Here is a 16,925-nt window from a genome sequence, read left to right on the forward strand (position 1 = left end):
GCCGAGCCGACGCGCCGGGTCGTCGTGGCAGGCAGGCCGACCATCCGTCGCGCAGACACCGCTGTCACTGGAAGGCGGCGTGGATCTCCTGTTCGGTGGCGGCGTGCGAGACGACCAGGATTTCGTCGCCGGGCTGCAGCCGCACCTCGGGTGTGGGGACGGTGGGTTGGCCCTCGCGGATGACGGTGGCGACGACCGTGCCCGCGGGAAGGGTGATCTCGGCGAGTGTGCGTCCGGCGGCGCGGGACTCGGGTGTGATGGCGGTTTCGATGACGTCGACGCCCGCCTTGCTCAGGCGCAGCAGGGCGACGGTGTCCGTGGCCCCGGTGGCCTCCTCGATGAGGGAGATCAGCGGAGTGGCCGCGGGCACTGCGGTGTCGACTCCCCAGTTCCGGTCGAACAGCCAGGCGTTCTCGGTGTCGTTGACACGTGCCGCGACGCGGGGCACCTCGAACTGCCGCTTGGCGAGCAGACTGATGACGAGGTTGTCCTCGTCGTCGCCGGTGGCCGCGATGACGAGGTCGGCCGTCAGCACGCCCGAGTCTTCCAGGATCGCGGGTTCGCAGGCGTCCCCGGCCACGAGACGTACGGGCAGATGGCCCTTGAGTTCGGCGACGCGGTCCTCGTCGATGTCGAGGAGTGTGACGTCGCTGCGGGCCGCGGCGAGCACCTGCGCGATCTGGGTGCCCAGGCGTCCCGCACCGGCGATGAGAGCCTTCATGTCCCCAGCTCCTTGTCCAGAAAGCCGCGCAGTCGGCCGAGCGCGGTCGCCGCGACGGCGAAGGTGACCTGGTCGCCGGGCTCGGCACGGGTGCTGTGGGCGGGCACCAGCGAGCGGCCCGCACGGGTGACCTCGACGACCCGGATCTCGCCGTCCACGTCGAACTCGGCCAGTCGCCGCCCGCTGACGTAGGACGGCAGCTCGGAGCGGACCAGCAGCGTCTCCCCGTTGCCGAAGGTGAGTTCCGGTGTGAGGTGGCGGTGCAGGAGCATCTGGTGGATCTGGTGCACGGTCCAGCGGACGCTGGCGATCGTGGGGATGCCGAGGTCGCGGTAGATGTCGGCGCGGCGCGGGTCGTAGATACGGGCCAGGACGACGGGCACCCGGTAGGTCTCCTTCGCGGTGCGCGCGCTGACGATGTTGCTGTTGTCGCCCGAGGTGGCGGCCACGAACGCGTCGGCGTGCTCGATCCCGGCGGCCTCGAGCACGGACCGGCTGTAGGCGTTGCCCTCGTGGAACCGGCCCGGGAAGCCGGCCGGCAGCAGTCTGCGGGTCCTGGCGTTGCGGTCGATGAGCTCCACGTCGTGGCCTTCGGCGACGAGCTGGACGGCGAGTGCGGATCCCACCCGGCCGCAGCCCGCGATGATCACCCTCATCGCACTCCTTCCTTCCGGCCCGCAGGCCTACGGTGTCGCAGCCACCCCTTGCGGGCCTCCTCGGCCGCCAGCAGCAGCACGCCGAAGCCGGCGAGAACGGCCCAGTCGGCGGCGGCGAGCGGGGCGGTGTGGAACAGGGCCTGCAGGGGCGGCGCGTAGCTGATGGCCGCCATCAGCGCGATGCCGAAGCAGCCGGCGGCCAGCAGCCAGGGATTGGACAGCAGGCCGATCCGGAACACGCTCTGCCGGTCGGTGCGCACGGCGAGCGCGTTGAAGAACTGGCTGACCACGATCCCGGCCTGGACCATGGTGATCGCCTCCCGGTAGACGGGGTCGTCCTTGGTGAAGTCGGCGTACGGGATGCCGGAGGCGTGGATGTGCCAGAAGAACACGGCGCACACGCCGAGGGACTGGATGCCGCCGAGGAAGAGGACCCGCCCCATCACGGCGGTGGAGAACAGCCGTTCGCGCCGGGAGCGCGGCGGGCGGTCCATGACGTCCGGCTCCGGTGGCTCGGCGCCCAGGGCCAGCGCGGGAAGGACGTCGGAGCCGAGGTCGATCGCGAGGATCTGTACGGCGGTGATCGGCACCAGGGGGAATCCCGCGAAGGTGGCGGCGAGGATGGGCGTGAGCTCGGCGATGTTGTGGCTGAAGAGGTAGATCAGGAACTTACGGATGTTCTGGTAGACGGAGCGGCCCAGGCGTACCGCGGTGGTGATGGAGGCGAAGGAGTCGTCCAGCAGCACCATGACGGCGGCCTCCCTGGCGACGTCGGTGCCGGAGGCGCCCATGGCGACGCCGATGTCCGCGTGCTTGAGGGCCGGTGCGTCGTTGGCGCCGTCGCCGGTCACGGCGACGACCTCGCCGCGCTGCTGCAGGGCGGCGACCACCCGCATCTTGTGCTCGGGGCTGACCCGGCACAGCAGCAGTTCGCCCGAGCCGGCGAGCAGGGTGTCCAGAGCCTCGTCGTCAAGTGTGTCCAACCGGGTGCCGGTGACGACCGTGGGATCGGGCCGGCGGACGATGCCGACGCGGCGGGCGACTGCTTCCGCGGTCAGCGGGTGATCGCCGGTGACCATGACGATGCGGATGCCCGCGTGCCGGCAGGCGTCGACGGCGTCGCTGACCTCGGGCCGGGGCGGATCCTGCATGCCGACGAGGCCCAGCAGGGCGAGGTCCGACTCGGTCTCGTCCTGGGTGGGGCGGCCGTCGGGCAGGGACCGCGACGCCACCGCCAGGACCCGCAGGCCCTGGGCGGCCAGTTCGTCGTTGGCGCTGATCACCGCTGCCCTGAGATCCTCGGTCAGCGGCTGCCGCTCGTCCTTCCATACGACGGCGCTGCAGCGGGTGAGCAGTTCCTGCGGCGCGCCCTTGACGCAGGCGCGGAGATCGCCGTGCGGGCCGCGGTGCACGGTGCTCATCAGCTTGCGGGTCGAGTCGAAGGGGAACTCCGTCACGCGTGGCGTCGAGGCCTCCTCCGCCGCCAGGTCGACGCCGGCCTTGGCGGCGGCGACGAGGATGGCTCCCTCCGTGGTGTCGCCGAGGACCCGCCAGCCGTCGTGGTCCGCGGGTGGGACCATCCGGGCGTCGCAGCACAGTGCCGCCGTACGGAGCAGCTCGCGCACCGGCTGTGGGTCGGTGACCTCACCGACGGGTGCGTACCCGACGCCGGAGACGGGATGACGGACACCGCCCGCCCACACCTGGACGACGGTCATCTCGGCCTGGGTGAGGGTGCCGGTCTTGTCCGTGCACACGACGGTGGTGGAGCCCAGCGCCTCCACCGCCAGCAGCTTCTTGACCAGGGCGTGCCGGCGGGCCATGCGGCGTACACCGATGGCCAGGGACACCGACAGCGTCGCGGGCAGCCCCTCGGGCACCAGGGCGACCATCACGCCCAGGGCGAAGACGAAGGTCTCCACGAGCGGCCGCCCGGCGGGCAGTCGCACCGCGAACAGGAGTGCTCCGATCGCGAGCGCCGCGCCCGCCACCCTGCGGGCCATGGAGGCCACTTGGAGCTGCAGGGGGGTCTTCTGGCGGGGCGCCGCGGACGCGAGCCGGAAGATGCGCCCGAACTCGGTGGCCGCACCCGTCGCGAACACCACGGCCTTCGCGGATCCCGCCACGACGTCGGTCCCCATGAACACGCAGTTACGGGCCTCGAGCACCGGCCCGGCCGCCACCGGCTGGCGGGTGCGGCCGACGGGGTCGCTCTCCCCCGTCAGCGCCGCGTTGTTCACCGCGAGTTCGTGCGCCTCAACGAGACGGCAGTCCGCCGAGACCGCGTCACCGGCCTCCAGGACCACGACATCGCCGGGGACCAGGTCACGGGCGGGCAGTTCCTGCCGCTCCCCGCCGCGCAGCACCCGGCAGGTGCGGGGCACCATCGCCTGGAGCGACTCGGCGGTCCGCTCGGCGGAGTACTCCTGGACGAAGCCGATGGCCGCGTTCAGCAGCACCACGCAGAGAATCGCCACGGCAAGCTGCAGGGTCCCCACGTCCCGGGGGTCCTGAAGACCGTAGGCCAGGAAGGTGATCGCGGACGCGACGAGGAGGACCACGGCGAACAGATCCCTGAACTGGCCGGCGAGGTCCCTCCACCAGCCTCTGCGCCGGGCCCTGGGCAGCTCGTTGGGGCCGTGGCGCTCCCGCCGTACGGCCACGTCGGCGGGTGCCAGCCCTCGGGGTGAGCTGTCCAGGGCGGCGAACACGTCCCGGGTGGCCAGGGTCTGCACCGCCGGGCTGTTCGCCGTCACGGGGTGACCATGTGCCGGGTGATGGCCTCGGACGGCGCGACGGGGAGTGCCCTGACGGCGTCGCGGCAGTCGGCGTGGCGAGCGGCCATGTCCTCATCGTGGAGTCCGTCATTCCGGGCCGCAATCCCGGAACCGGGCATCGCGTACGGTGTCCGCGGTGGCGCATGCACAGCGTTCATCCGTCGAGGATCCATCGCGTCGGGCCTCGCGGGCGCGGGGCCGTACGGGCTCCGTGGGAGAGCCGTTCGGCCCCCGGAGGACGGCGCGAGGCTCTGTCGCCGCGGGGTCCGACAGCTTGCTCACGGCACCGGTGGGACCGCGCGGGCGGCTGGTGGAGACTCCGCGCGAGGACAGTCCGTCGCAAGCCGGACCGGGGTCACGGCTGTCGGCGGGCGGACACGGTTGGTCCGGTGGGCCGGTCGTCGGCGCGCGCGGGCGGATTGGCCCGCGAGTAGGTGTGAAGCTCCCACCTCAGGGAGCTGGCGTGGTCGATCTGGACCGCCTTGGCGATGTCGAACTCGACCACTCGCAGGGCGCCGGGGTACTTCTGGGTGCGGGCGGGATCCCAATCGATCCGTCCCTGTCCGGTCAGCTGCAACGTGTGACCGTTTTCCCAGTCCAGGAAGAGCAGACCGGCCGCCGGGTGGAGATGCATGTTGCCGAGCGTCATATAGAACTGATTACCGCTGTAGTCCGGCCAGGCGATGGTGCGCGGGCCGGCGACCGTGACGAATCCCGGCATGCCGCCGCGGTGCGAGGAGTCGGCGCCGTGGCCGGGCGAGAGGCTCGCGATGAAGAAGGTGTCGGCGCCCTCGATCCACCGCTGCTGGTCTTCACTGAGCTCTTCGCCGGTCGCGGCCGGCCCGGCGCCGCCGGGTACGGTTTCCTTCACGGTGCGTGTCTGAAGGTATTTCGGGCAGTTGCCGAGCACCTGATCGGTCCGCAGGACGAGGCGGTTCCCCTCCCGCCTGGCGACTCCATTCATCCGGACCCGGCGTCGTGTCTGCGGCTGGAGGGCGAGCACACCGATGTCCCGTTCGGTGTGGAAGGCCTCGCGGAGCGGATCACCGGGCGCGGGCAACGCGTCGATGACGACGGTCCGTTCGTCCACCACTTGGGCGAAGCCGGTCGGCCCGTCGAGGATGGTCGACCAGATCGCACCCTCATTGTCGGCCCCGGCGATGACGAGCATGGGCTGGTCCCGCATGAATGGGACGAACCCCTGGGGGATCTCCGGGCCGAACATCGGAGAACCCCATCCGGGCCCGCCCTCGCGCGCCTGCCGCTGGATCGCCTGCTCGCCCTCGTGCTCGACGTTCCTGATGTCCATCAGTCCTCCTTTTGCGTGGGCCTGATCACTTCCAGGCGCGGTCGAGAAAGTCGGCGATCAGCGGGGCGATCTCGGGCAGATGGGTTTCCAGGGCGAAGTGGCCGGTGTCGAAGAGGTGGAGTTCGGCATCGGGCACGTCGCGGAGGTAGGCGCGGGCGCCGGGCTCGGGGAAGAAGGGGTCGTTGCTTCCCCAGGTGATGAGGGTGGGCGGGGTGTGCCGGCGCAGCCATGCGTGCCAGTGGTCGTAGAGCTCGACGTTGGTGTGGTAGTCGAAGAGCAGTGCCTGCTGGGCCTCCTTGCGGCCGGGCAGGTCGAGGAAGTGCTGGTCGAGCGTGTAGCCGTCCGGGGCGACGAGGTCGCGGTCGGGGACGCCGGTCTCGTACTGACTGCGGGTGCCGTCGAAGGTGAGCAGGCCCTGGATCGCGTCCTCGGCGCCGGGCGTGTCGGGCGTCAGACCGAGGAGGCCGCGGGCCGCTTCGGAGAGCCCTTCCTCGTAGGCGTTGCCGTTCTGCACGACGAGCCCCGCAATCCATTCCGGGTGGCGGTCGGCGATACGGAAGCCGATGGGCGCTCCGAAGTCGAAGACGTACATCACGAACCGGTCGAGACCGAGGCTCCGGACGAAGCCTTCGGTGATGTCGGCGACCCGGTCGAAGGAGTAGGTGAAGTCGTGCGGGGCCTGGGTGTGGCCGAAGCCGGGGTGGTCGGGGGCGATCAGCCGGTAGTGCGAACCGAGCGCGTCGATGAGTCCGCGGAACTGGTGAGAACCGGACGGGAAGCCGCAACAAGGCCAGATGACCCGAAGAACAGCCGGTTCACTTGAGGTGCGGCGGATACCGGGTTGCGAACCATCTCGCGCCGCACGACGAGCACGCCGTATGCGTGCAGCAGGCGGGCGATGCGGTCGGCGCGGGTCAGGATGCCGGTGACGTTGGAGGCGACGGAGAAGCTGCCGCCGCCCAGCCGCAGGTCGACGTGTCTGCGCAGTTGCGTTGCGAGCCGGTCCAGATCGATGTGGCCGTCCGGGCCCTCGTCGATGCACCAGCTTGTTCCACGCTGCGGATGCGGTCCAGCAAGGTCGGCACGGTCGGGGCCGATGGCGTGCTCATGGCCCCAGCTCGATGTCGATCTCGGGTGGCTCGTGGAGGGTGTTGTGCACTGTGCAGTGCGAGGCCACGGCCAGCAGAGCGGCTCTGCGATGATCGGAGAGTTCGGGCGGCGGTACGACCACGACGTGCAGGGAGGCCACGCGGGCCGGGCGGTCGGTGATCCGGTGCGGGCAGGCCGTGCCGGTGGGGATAACGGCCCGCGTAGAACGCGACGCAGGTGGCCAGGGAGGCCGCGAAGAGTTCGGTCGCTGGCGCACACGGCCGTCACCTTCCAGTCGACCTCGGAGGGCGCAGTCGATCGAGGGGCCGACGGGGTGCGGCGGGGGCCGTTCGGCCCTCGTCGGAGGCCCTGCAGCGGTATACCCCGCCAGGTATTCATTGTGGGTCCTGACGGCTGGTCCGGCGTCGGCGATTGCGTCGAAAGGCGGGACGAACGGCCCTGCCCCCGGGCCGGGCGAGGACGCAGGCTGGGACGCGAGACGACGTAGTCGATCCCCTTGTCGGGGAGACGGGCGGCGGGCATGAACGCCCAGGCCACGGGTGCAGCCGAGGAGACGCGGGTGCTGGTCGTCGAAGACGACCGCGGCATCGCGGAGTCCCTGGTGCGTGGTCTGCGGCAGGCCGGCTATGCGGTCGAGGACGTACGGACCGGGCGGGCTGCGCTGGCCGCGCCCTCCCCCGATGTGGTGCTGCTCGATCTGGGGCTGCCGGACATCGACGGGGTCGAGGTGTGCCGGCGGCTGCGGGCCCGGTCCACTGCGGCGATCATCGCCGTGACCGCCCGGGGCGAGGAGGCGGACCGGGTGGTCGCCCTGGACGAAGGAGCCGACGACTACCTGGTCAAGCCGTTCGGGCTGGCCGAGCTGCTGGCGCGGATACGGGCGGTGCTGCGCCGTCGGCGCCCGGCGCGACCGGAGATCCTGCGGCACGGGCCGCTGGCCCTCGACCTGCGCACCCGGCAGGTCTCCGTCGACGGCCGTGCGGTCGCTCTGACGCCGAAGGAGTTCTCCCTTCTGGAGTGCCTGGCCGCCGATCCGGGCCGGGTGGTGAGCCGACGGCAGATCCTGGAGCGGGCGTGGGACGCCCACTGGTACGGACCCACGAAGGTGCTCGACGTGCATGTCGCGGCGCTGCGCCGCAAGCTCGGCGTGCCGGGGCTGATCGAGACGGTGTACGGGCACGGCTTCCGGCTCGGAGTGGTCCAGGAGTCCCAGGAGCAGCCGTGACCCGCCGGATCGCCTGGACGCTGCTGGCGCTGACCTCCGTGCTGCTGGTGCTGGCGGTCGTACCGCTGGCGGTGTCGATGACGGCGCGCGAGCGCGTCTCCTACCGCGACAACCAGCGGGCGGCCACCCGCCTGATCGCCGCGGCCGCCGAGGAACACCTCTCCGACCACAAGCCGGCCACCGCCATGCGCAAGGAACTCGGCACTGCGGCCCGGGCCGGGGACTGCGCCGCGGTGTACGACGCCTCCGCGCGCCTGGTGGCCAGTACGCCCTGTACGGCGGCGCAGGGCGAGGAGGCGGCGGAACTGGTGGGGAAGGTGCTGGCCGGGCACGAGCCGGAACCGCCGGAGAAGGAGGGCCGGCTGCTGGCCGCGGAACCGGCCGGTGAGGTGCGACGGCCCGCGGGAGCCGTCGTGCTGGCCCGCTCCGCGGCCCCGCTCGATGCCCGTACCGCCGCGATCTGGGGCTGGTCCGCCGCGATCGGCGCCGCGGGACTGGCCGCCTCCGTGCTGCTGTCCGCCCGCCTGGCCCGCTGGGTCGGCCGGCCCCTCTCGACGCTGGACGCCAGCGCCCGGCGGCTGGGCGAGGGGGCCCTGGACGAACGGACCGACGTCGACGCCGGACCGCCGGAAGTGCGCCGGCTGGCCGCCACCTTCAACACCATGGCGGCCCGCACGGAAGCCCTGGTGCACGGCCACCGGGCCGTGATCGCGGATGTGTCCCACCAATTGCGCACTCCGCTGGCCGCGTTGCGGCTGCGGCTCGACGTCCTCGCCGCCGGCGCCGAAGAAGGCACCGCGACGGAACTGGCCGCCGCGCAGGAGGAGATCGCCCGGCTGTCCCGGCTGGTCGACGGACTGCTGGCGGTCGCGCGCGCCGAACAGGCGACACCCCGCCCGAGCGCGGTGCGCGTCGACGAGGTGGTGGCCGAGCGGGTGGCCGCCTGGTCGCCCGTGGCGGAGGAGCGCGGGGTGGGGCTCAGGGCCGTGTCCGCAGGACCCGCGGTGACCGTCGCGCTGGGCGCGGGCCACCTGGAGCAGATCCTCGACAATCTGGTCGCCAACGCGGTCGAGGCCGTGCCCGCCGGCGGGAGCATCACTCTCGACGTCCGCGAGGCGGGCGGGCGGGCCCGGGTGCTCGTGCGGGACGACGGGCCGGGGATGACGGCCGAGGCGAAGGAGCTCGCATTCCACCGGTTCGGGAACCCGGAGACCAGGGGCAGCGGCCTGGGGCTCGCCATCGTCCACCGGCTGGTCACCGCCAACGGCGGTGCCGCACGCCTGGAGGACACGCCCGGCGGCGGGCTGACCGTCGTACTGGATCTGCCGCTGTGGCCGGAGCGCGGGCACGAGCGGGGGATCGCGTCGAGATCCTTACCCGTGGACCGGACGGCGGATCAGAACCGGTAGATCTTTACGGGTTCTGAAGAAGACGCGAACCAGTTCCCGAGTGGCGTGAGCAGAGCCTGGAGAAAGACGCACCCGACGCGGGCCGCCGATTCACCAGGAGCGCTGCCATGGCACCCTCGCCCGACGACTTCCACCGGCCCCCCTCCCCGGCCGGTTCCCCGCTCACGCGCGATCACGGCCTGCGACGCAGCCGCCGCATCACCCGGTGGATCGCCGTCACCGCCGTGGCCGGCGCTGCGGCCCTGGGCAGCCTCTACACCCATCTGCTGCCGGGCACCTCGGCCTCCCCCGCGCCGCCGGGCCCACCCGTGCAGCACTCCGCCGCTTCCACCGCCACCACGGCACGAGGGGACGACCAGCGGCGGGGCGAGGACGACGAGGAGGGCGCGGCCCCGGTCACCCAGCCGGCACCGCGGCCCCCCGCCCAGCCGCCGGCCGCCTCCCAGGGACAGCCGCACACCACGACGGGGGCGTCATGACCACGCGCGCCCCGGCACCGGCCCGGACGGTCTTCCCTGCTCTGGGCACCACGGCCGCCCTGCTCGTGACCGACCCGAGCGCCCTGCCCGTCGCGACGGCGGCCCTGCGCGACGAGCTGGCCACCGTCGACCTCACGTGCAGCCGCTTCCGGCCCGACTCCGAACTCACCCGCGTGAACCTGGGCGCGGGCACCTCCCTCACCGTCAGCGCATACTTCGCCGAAGCGCTCCAGGTCGCCCTGCGTGCCGCCCGGATCACGGACGGCGCCGTGGACCCGACCGTGGGCGGGGCGGTGATCGCGCTCGGCTACGACTGCACCTTCGCCTCCGTGCGCCCCGACGACGCCCGTCCGCTGCCCGTGTCACGCCCCGCGCCGGGCTGGCAGCGGATCGTCTTCGACCCGCACACCCGCCGGCTGCGGCTGCCCCCGCACACCCGTCTGGACCTGGGCACCACCGCGAAGGCCCTGGCCGCGGACCGCGCCGCCCGCGGAGCCGCAGCCGCCACCGGCAGCGGGGTTCTCGTCAGCCTCGGCGGCGACCTGGCGACGGCCGGGCCGACGCCGGAGGGCGGCTGGCGGATCGCGCTCGCCGACGACCACGCACGGCCCCTGACGGAGCCGGGCCCCACCGTCGCCGTGACGGGCGGAGCGCTGGCGACCTCCGGCATCCGGGTGCGCACCTGGCGGCGAGACGGGCGCACCCTGCACCACATAGTCGACCCGGCCACCGGCGAGCCCGCCGCACCCGTCTGGCGCACCGTCACCGTCGCGGCCGCCACCTGCGTGGACGCCAACACCGCCAGTACCGCCGCGATCGTGCTGGGCGACCGGGCCCTGGACTGGCTGCTCGGCACCGCCCTGCCCGTGCGGCTCGTCGGCCTCGGCGGCGATGTCGTACGCCTCGGCGACTGGCCGCTCGATTCCCGCGTCCCTGCCCAGGGAGGCAGGCCATGACCACCCTGGCCCTGACCGGCAGCCCCCTGTGGTACGCCAGCCGTGCGAGCGGGACCCTCTCCCTGATCCTGCTCACCGCCACCCTGGTGCTCGGGATCGCCTCCGGCAGGCGCTCCGCACCGCGCCGGATCGGCCGGTTCGAGGTCGGGCTGCTGCACCGCAACCTGTCCCTGCTCACCCTGGTCTTCCTCGCCGTGCACGTGGGGACCGCGGTACTCGATCCGTTCGTGCGCCTGGGATGGGCGGTGTCCGTGGTGCCGTGGGTGGGGTCCTACCGTCCGCTCTGGCTCGGACTGGGTACCACTGCGCTCGATCTGCTGCTCGCAGTGCTGGTGACCAGCGCGCTGCGGCTGCGGCTGGGGGTGCGGCGCTGGAAGGCGGTGCACTGGCTGGCGTATGCGGCGTGGCCGTTCGCTCTCTTCCACGGGGTGGGCACCGGCACCGACACGCGGCTTCCCCTCCAGCTGTGGCTGTACGCGGGGTGTCTGGCCTCGGTGATCGGTGCCGTGTGGTGGCGCCTGGCGCAGGCCGGCCCGGGGCGGGTCGCCGGGCGTCTGGTGGCCGCCGTGACCGCGACCGCCCTACCGATGGTGCTGGCGGGGTTCCTCGCCACGGGGCCGCTGCAGCCGGGCTGGGCCGAGCGTGCCGCCACGACGACGATCCTGCTCGAAGGTGGACGATGAACTCCTCGGCCGCGGCATCCTTCGCGCCCGACCACCCCTGGGCCGGGCCGGTCGATCCGTCCGCGGCCCGTCTGCTCGCCGGGTGGTACTCCACCGGGCAACCGGCCACACTCAGCGATCATCTGCGGCGCTACGGCCCGCCCCCCGGGAGCCGTACGCCGATGTCCCTGGTGGAGGCCGTCGAGGCGGCGGGACTCACCGGACGCGGCGGCGCCGGGTTTCCCACCGCCCGGAAACTGCGTGCCGTCGCGGAGCACCGTGGCCGCTCGGTGGTCGTCGTCAACGCCATGGAGAGCGAACCCGCCAGCAGCAAGGACCAGTTCCTGCTCGCCGTCGCACCCCATCTCGTCCTCGACGGTGCCGTCCTGGCTGCCGCCGCGGTCGGCGCCGACACCGTCCACCTGTGCCTGCCCCGCGAACGCACGGCCCAGTACAGGCAGCTCGGGGCGGCTCTGGCCGAGCGTCGGCACGGCCGCCTCGACCGGGTGCGGGTGCGTCTGCACGCTCTTCCGCACGCCTACGTCTCCAGCGAGTCGACCTCGCTGGTGAGCTGGCTCAACGGAGGTCCGGCCCGACCCCAGGGCAGCCCGCGCACCCACGAACGGGGCGTCGCCCGGCGTCCCACGCTCGTGCACAATGCCGAGACACTCGCCCATCTCGCCCTGATCGCCCGCCGCGGACCCCGCTGGTTCCGGCAGGCCGGTGCCCCGGACGAGCCCGGCACCACGCTCGTCACCGTCTCCGGCGCCGTGGCCGCCTCGGCTGTCCTCGAGGTCGTGCTCGGCACCCCCCTCACCACGGTCCTCGACCGTGCCGGAGGTCCGACGGAACCCGTGCAGGCGGTCCTGCTGGGCGGTTTCGCCGGCACCTGGCTCCCGGCGCAGTATCTGCACACGCCCCTCACCCGCCGCGATCTGACCCCGCTGGGTGCCGCGCCCGGTGCGGGCGTCCTCGTCGCGCTCGCCCACTCGGCCTGCGGGCTCAGCGAAACGGCGCGGATGCTTGCCTATCTGGCCGCCCACGGCGCCCGCCAGTGCGGTCCCTGCCATTTCGGGCTGCCCGCCGTGGCCGAGGACTTCACCGCCCTGGCCGCCGGACGGGCCGATACGGATCTGCTGTCCCGCCTGCAGCGCCGGACCGCTCTGCTGCCGGACCGGGGCACCTGCCGCCACCCGGACGGTGCCCCCCGCCTAGCGGCCTCCGCGCTGCGCACCTTCCCCGAGGACGTCGAGCGGCACCTCACCCACGGCGCCTGTGAAGCGGCCCGTCGGCCGCCCCGGATGCCCGTACCGCCTGCCACACCCCCGGAAGGATGGCGATGACCCGCATCCGGACCCTGCGCATCGACCGCATCGCCTGCTCGGGCCAGGGCCTGTGCGCGGAACTGCTGCCCGAGCTGATCGACCTGGACGAATGGGGCTACCCCGTGCTCAAGGACCGGGCCGTCCCCGAACGGCTGCACACCCACGCCCGCCGGGCCGTCGGCGCCTGCCCCCGCCTGGCTCTCCGTGTCGAGGACACCAAGCCCTGACACACCCGCGACCACCGCCGGTCAGATCAGCGGCAGCGTCCCCGACATGGCCGTACCCACCTGGCCGACCCGACCTGGCCAGCCCTGCTCGACACGCGGCTTCGATGCGACGGTGCTCGTCCTCCAGGACGGCGATCTTCTCCGGAAAGTCGGCGGCCGCGCCGGGAACAGTCGGTGCTCCTCGGCCACGCCTTTCGGCGGTGCGTCGTTGTGTTTCCTCGACGGCTGCAGCATGGCGCCCGTTCCTCGTCCAGGGGAGCGGGCGTCGGGCGCGGGGGCGCTCAGGGCGAGAGCTGCACCCCGTACAGGCTGCGTCCGCCCACGAGTTCGCGGCCGGTGATCAGTTCGGGTTCGATGCGGACGAAGACCTCCTCGGGCGAGGGGGCCCAGGAGCGTGGGCCGGTCCGGGTCAGACGCTCGTGCTCGTCGGGGTCGCGCACCACGGTGGCCGCCCCGGTGACGACGACGCTCCAGCCGGAGTGCGCCACCGAGTCGACCTCGTCGACCTCGAAGGCGACCACCGTGCCGTCGACAGCACGGGCCAGTTCGGACGCCGCCGAGGTGCACAGCAGTACCGCGCCGTCGCTGTCGAGGGAGAAGTTGACGGGCAGCACCGCGGGCAGGGCCTGCCGGGTGTGGACGATGCGGCCGACGGGCACCTTCGCCAGGAGACGCAGGCACTCCTGCCGTTGGAGTTCGCGGAAACCGTCGTTGGGATACATGAGCCAGCCCGTCTCTCACCTGGATGCGACGCTGGAGCGTCCGGTCCATCGTCCGTCGGGTGGGTGCGGCGGGTGAGGGTCCATCGGCCCTGGCCCGGCCGCAGAACGTCCCGCGTCACACCGTGATGCGTCGCCCGGTGATGGCGAGGGGATCGATGCGCACCCACTGGTCGCGGCGGCCTCCGGCCCAGGGCTCGCTGCGGGCGCCCTCGGCGAGCCGGCGCATCTCGTCGGGGTCCGTCACGGTCCGGGCGTGGCCACGCACCAGCACGCTCCAGCCCCTGCTGAACGCGTCGTCGATGCGGTCGACCTCGAAGGCGACCTGGCAGCCGGACGCCTGCGACGGCGTACTGCCGGGTTCGGTACGGAAGACGATCGCCCCCCCGACGACGCTGTAGTTCACGGGCACGACGACGGGCCCCGAGACCGTGGGCACCGCGATCCGCCCCACTCCGTGCATGGAGAGCAGCGCCCGGCACTCCGGGACGCTCAGCGACGTGAAGTCGGGGCTGCGGGAAGCCTGCCCCAGGCCGCTCGGCAGTTCGGTGTCGCCGCCGGTGAGGTCCCGCACGGTGGTCTCGAGGACCTGGGACAGCCGGAGCAGGACGCCGGGGCCCGGTGCGGCGCCGGGGTGCTCCTCCAGGTACTGGAGGTAGCCCGGCGCCATGCCGGCGCGGGTGGCCGTCTCCCTCCGGCTGAGTCCGAGACCCGCGCGCCGTGCGGCGAGACGGCGTCCGAGATCGCCCAGCGCATGTTCCTCGACCGTCCGAGACGGTGCCTTTTCCGCCATGGCCGCTCACTCCCTCTCACCCTGCCGGACCGCACCCGACGCCCGGATTGACCCGTAGATCCAGCATGTCCGGATCCAATGGGGCGGACTTGGGCCGGTCGGCCCTGACCGCCGGGCCGGACGGGACTGCTTCCGGGCCGCGCCGGGGCGCCGTGAACGCGTCATGGGACGGGGGCACCACCGCATCGTTGCGTTGCGGCGGTGCCCCCTCGGGGACGCCGAAGTCACTGCAGCCAGCGGTTCCGGCTGACGAAGGGCAGTCGCGCCCAGACCTTGCCCAGACCCCAGGTGGCGCCGGCGCCGGCCGCCGCGAGGGCGATGACGACGACGGCGTAGATGACGTGGTAGTCGGCGAACGGGTTGGTCGACATGCTCAGCGACCCGTCCGACAGGTGCCTTGCGGGCGGCCATTCCGCGATCCACATCAGCGCCATCATCGCGGTGCCGGCCACGGCCGCGATCCGCAGGCCGATGCCCACGATCAGGGCGAGGCCGATACCGAGCAGGCCGAGCATGAACAGCCAGTCCGCCCAGCCCGCGCCGGCCCAGTCGTGGAAGGTGGATTTCATCGGTCCGGCCGCGACGGAGCTGAGGAATCCCTTGGTCGGCGAGCCGCCGTCGATCCAGCCCTTGCCGGACGGGGTGGCGTAGCCGAAGCCGAAGGTCTTGTCGAGGAAGGCCCACAGGAAGACGAACCCGGTCAGCAGGCGAAGCCCGGCGAGGACGTGTGCGCTGGTCGCCGTGAGCGCGACGGCGCCGGTCTCGTCGACGGGCCGCTGAGCCGTCGCCGGCCTGCGCACGGACGGGAGGTGGAACCGGACATGCCGGTGCGGTTGGTCGTGGACTGCCATGATGCTCATCCCTCTCCAGGGGTGATGCGCGGTTTGACGACTCTCGTTGCGCTCTGAATGTCCCGCTCCGGCAGTCGGCGTCGCAGGGGCTGCGCGGCCCGTGGTGCGGGGCCGAACGTCCCTGCGGTGAGGGCCCGTTCAGGTGCCCGCTGCGGTCCCGGTCATCCGGTGGGCACGAGGACCACCGGGCAGTGCGAACGGTGCAGCAGGGTGTGTACGACGGGGCCGACGTGCGGGCCGGGCCGGTCTGCGTGGCGGTGGACGCCGATGACGACGACACCGGCTTCGCGGGTGGCTTCCAGCAGCGCGTGCGCCGGCCCGGCGGTGACGGTGTGCGCCTCGACGCCGACCTGGGGGTGTTGCTCCCGCAGCTCGGAGAGGGCGAAGCGGGGCACTGCCTCCTCCATGGCGCCGCGTTGGCCGGGTTCCCGCTGTCCGGGGCTTGTTGCGGGCACCGGCGACGGCACTTCCGGGGTGACGTGCCGGCGGGACCAGGAGTGCAGGACGCGCAACCGGGTGCCTCGCCGCTCCGCCTCCTGGAAGGCATAGGCCGCGGCGTCCGCGTCGGCGTCGCTCGCCAGGCCCAGCAGCACCTCTCGGCCGTCGTCGCACCGGTGGTCACCGCGTACGACCAGCAGCGGACTGTGGATGTGCGCGGCCAGGCGCAGGCTCACCGAGCCGAAGAGCAGTCCGGTGAATCCGCCCAGCCCGCGGTTGCCCACGACGGTGAGGGCCGCGCCGTCGCTCTCCCGCACCAGGGCCTCCGCCGCGCCGCCCACACGTGACGCGGTCTCGACCTGCAGGCCGGGATGGTGGGCGCGGATGCGTGCGGCGGCGGACGCGAGGACCGGTCCGGCCTCGTCCTGGTCGCGGACTGCGTGGACGACGCGCAGGACGGCGTGGCGGCGTACTGCCTCCTGCGCCGCCCAGTCCAGCGCCCGTACGGCGGTCAGTGTGCCGTCGACTCCGACGGCGACGTACTGGGCAGTCATGTCGCTGTTCCCTTCTGTGCTCCCGTTCTGTGCTCCCGTACGGCTCTCATGCTCCGGCGGACCGTCGGGCGGGAAATGGGCCATCGGTCCCGCCCCTGCCCGAGAGCGACCTCCCGACCCGCCGTCCGCGAGGCGATGGAGCCGCCCGGTCCCCGCCAGACGTGCGCAAAGGGCCGACCGGCCCTACCGCCGTACCTGACATCCGGCTTTGCTCTGTCTATGACCGAAGTCCGCACCGGGCCGGCACCCTGCCACACGGAACGCGTCATCGGGGGCACGACGGTGGTGGAACTGCACGGCGAGATCGACATGCTCACGGCGACGCCGCTTTCGGCCCGCCTCGACACCCTGACCGCAGGCCCGCGCCCCCACCTGGTGCTCGACCTGCGCCCCGTGACCTTCATCGACGGCAGCGGCCTGCGCCTGCTGTGCCGCGCGAGGAACCGGGTGCTGGCCCGGCAGGGCAGGCTCCGGCTGGTGGCCGACAGGGGGCGCCTCCTGCGCATCCTGCGGCCCGCCCTGCTGGCCGACGTCTTCGAGATCCTTCCCGACCTGCGGGCGGACCATTTCGATGCTCCCGAACAGGGCACCGTCTCCGCCGGGACGGGCTGACCCCGTCGGCTTGTGGCGCAGTCCTCGCTTGCAGCGGCTCTCGCACGGCATGACGATCGGAGGGCGGGTGTCCTACCCCTCCGTTACCACTGAGGCATGTGA

At 72.8% G+C, this 16,925-nt stretch carries 18 protein-coding genes; 8 read left to right on the plus strand and 10 right to left on the minus strand.

Annotated elements, in window-relative coordinates; genetic code table 11:
• Positions 1 to 64 precede the first annotated feature (64 nt).
• The 6 genes from ACFY1U_RS39425 to ACFY1U_RS39450 all read right to left on the minus strand — a co-directional run bounded on the left by ACFY1U_RS39425 (position 65) and on the right by ACFY1U_RS39450 (position 6,712).
• Positions 65 to 721, minus strand: a complete 657-nt coding sequence (locus ACFY1U_RS39425) for a potassium channel family protein (protein ID WP_390698848.1) — start codon at positions 719 to 721, stop codon at positions 65 to 67.
• Positions 718 to 1,377: a potassium channel family protein gene (locus tag ACFY1U_RS39430; protein ID WP_390698850.1), complete on the minus strand. Its 660-nt coding sequence runs from the start codon at positions 1,375 to 1,377 to the stop codon at positions 718 to 720. The genes ACFY1U_RS39425 and ACFY1U_RS39430 overlap by 4 nt, the downstream gene beginning before the upstream one ends.
• Positions 1,374 to 4,133 carry a cation-translocating P-type ATPase gene (locus ACFY1U_RS39435; protein WP_390698852.1) on the minus strand — a complete coding sequence of 920 codons (2,760 nt, stop codon included), beginning with the start codon at positions 4,131 to 4,133 and terminating at the stop codon, positions 1,374 to 1,376. The genes ACFY1U_RS39430 and ACFY1U_RS39435 overlap by 4 nt, the downstream gene beginning before the upstream one ends.
• A 376-nt stretch (positions 4,134 to 4,509) precedes the next feature.
• Positions 4,510 to 5,463, minus strand: a complete 954-nt coding sequence (locus ACFY1U_RS39440) for a pyridoxamine 5'-phosphate oxidase family protein (RefSeq protein WP_390698853.1) — start codon at positions 5,461 to 5,463, stop codon at positions 4,510 to 4,512.
• 25 nt (positions 5,464 to 5,488) lie between these two features.
• On the minus strand, positions 5,489 to 6,505 hold the full coding sequence (locus ACFY1U_RS39445) for an alpha/beta fold hydrolase (protein ID WP_390698854.1): 1,017 nt from the start codon (positions 6,503 to 6,505) through the stop codon (positions 5,489 to 5,491).
• A gap of 63 nt (positions 6,506 to 6,568) precedes the next feature.
• Positions 6,569 to 6,712 (minus strand): OsmC family protein, encoded by a 144-nt coding sequence (locus ACFY1U_RS39450; RefSeq protein WP_390698855.1) that lies wholly within the window; start codon positions 6,710 to 6,712, stop codon positions 6,569 to 6,571.
• A 381-nt stretch (positions 6,713 to 7,093) separates the two neighbouring features.
• On the opposite strand from ACFY1U_RS39450, the gene ACFY1U_RS39455 reads away from it, so the two are divergent.
• The 7 genes from ACFY1U_RS39455 (at position 7,094) to ACFY1U_RS39485 (ending at position 12,856) form a co-directional block, all read left to right on the plus strand.
• Complete coding sequence (locus ACFY1U_RS39455; RefSeq protein ID WP_390698856.1) at positions 7,094 to 7,798, plus strand: response regulator transcription factor; 705 nt, start codon at positions 7,094 to 7,096, stop codon at positions 7,796 to 7,798.
• Positions 7,795 to 9,207 carry a sensor histidine kinase gene (locus ACFY1U_RS39460; protein WP_390698857.1) on the plus strand — a complete coding sequence of 471 codons (1,413 nt, stop codon included), beginning with the start codon at positions 7,795 to 7,797 and terminating at the stop codon, positions 9,205 to 9,207. The genes ACFY1U_RS39455 and ACFY1U_RS39460 overlap by 4 nt, the downstream gene beginning before the upstream one ends.
• Positions 9,208 to 9,314: 107 nt before the next feature.
• Positions 9,315 to 9,686, plus strand: coding sequence for a hypothetical protein (locus ACFY1U_RS39465; RefSeq protein WP_390698858.1), 372 nt, complete (start codon positions 9,315 to 9,317; stop codon positions 9,684 to 9,686).
• Positions 9,683 to 10,642 (plus strand): FAD:protein FMN transferase, encoded by a 960-nt coding sequence (locus ACFY1U_RS39470; RefSeq protein ID WP_390698859.1) that lies wholly within the window; start codon positions 9,683 to 9,685, stop codon positions 10,640 to 10,642. The genes ACFY1U_RS39465 and ACFY1U_RS39470 overlap by 4 nt, the downstream gene beginning before the upstream one ends.
• Positions 10,639 to 11,325: a ferric reductase-like transmembrane domain-containing protein gene (locus ACFY1U_RS39475; RefSeq protein WP_390698860.1), complete on the plus strand. Its 687-nt coding sequence runs from the start codon at positions 10,639 to 10,641 to the stop codon at positions 11,323 to 11,325. The genes ACFY1U_RS39470 and ACFY1U_RS39475 overlap by 4 nt, the downstream gene beginning before the upstream one ends.
• Positions 11,322 to 12,647: an NADH-ubiquinone oxidoreductase-F iron-sulfur binding region domain-containing protein gene (locus ACFY1U_RS39480; protein WP_390698861.1), complete on the plus strand. Its 1,326-nt coding sequence runs from the start codon at positions 11,322 to 11,324 to the stop codon at positions 12,645 to 12,647. The genes ACFY1U_RS39475 and ACFY1U_RS39480 overlap by 4 nt, the downstream gene beginning before the upstream one ends.
• Positions 12,644 to 12,856, plus strand: a complete 213-nt coding sequence (locus ACFY1U_RS39485) for a ferredoxin (RefSeq protein ID WP_390698862.1) — start codon at positions 12,644 to 12,646, stop codon at positions 12,854 to 12,856. The genes ACFY1U_RS39480 and ACFY1U_RS39485 overlap by 4 nt, the downstream gene beginning before the upstream one ends.
• A 281-nt stretch (positions 12,857 to 13,137) precedes the next feature.
• Here the strand turns inward: ACFY1U_RS39485 and ACFY1U_RS39490 are convergent, their stop codons facing one another.
• From ACFY1U_RS39490 to ACFY1U_RS39505, 4 genes are all read right to left on the minus strand, one after another.
• A complete protein-coding gene (locus ACFY1U_RS39490; RefSeq protein ID WP_390698863.1) occupies positions 13,138 to 13,578 on the minus strand; it encodes a pyridoxamine 5'-phosphate oxidase family protein in 441 nt (146 codons plus the stop codon).
• A 115-nt stretch (positions 13,579 to 13,693) separates the two neighbouring features.
• The gene (locus ACFY1U_RS39495; protein WP_390698864.1) at positions 13,694 to 14,368 is read right to left on the minus strand and encodes a pyridoxamine 5'-phosphate oxidase family protein; all 675 of its coding nucleotides are present in this window, start codon (positions 14,366 to 14,368) and stop codon (positions 13,694 to 13,696) included.
• 224 nt (positions 14,369 to 14,592) lie between these two features.
• Positions 14,593 to 15,219: a hypothetical protein gene (locus ACFY1U_RS39500; RefSeq protein ID WP_390698865.1), complete on the minus strand. Its 627-nt coding sequence runs from the start codon at positions 15,217 to 15,219 to the stop codon at positions 14,593 to 14,595.
• Positions 15,220 to 15,380: 161 nt separating this feature from the next.
• Positions 15,381 to 16,211, minus strand: a complete 831-nt coding sequence (locus ACFY1U_RS39505; RefSeq protein ID WP_390698866.1) for a universal stress protein — start codon at positions 16,209 to 16,211, stop codon at positions 15,381 to 15,383.
• 219 nt (positions 16,212 to 16,430) lie between these two features.
• Here ACFY1U_RS39505 and ACFY1U_RS39510 point away from each other — a divergent pair, with 219 nt between their 5' ends.
• Positions 16,431 to 16,823, plus strand: a complete 393-nt coding sequence (locus ACFY1U_RS39510) for an STAS domain-containing protein (RefSeq protein WP_390698867.1) — start codon at positions 16,431 to 16,433, stop codon at positions 16,821 to 16,823.
• Positions 16,824 to 16,925: the final 102 nt, after the last annotated feature.

The sequence above is a fragment of the Streptomyces sp. NPDC001351 genome (assembly GCF_042896045.1).
Classification (GTDB): Bacteria; Actinomycetota; Actinomycetes; order Streptomycetales; family Streptomycetaceae; genus Streptomyces.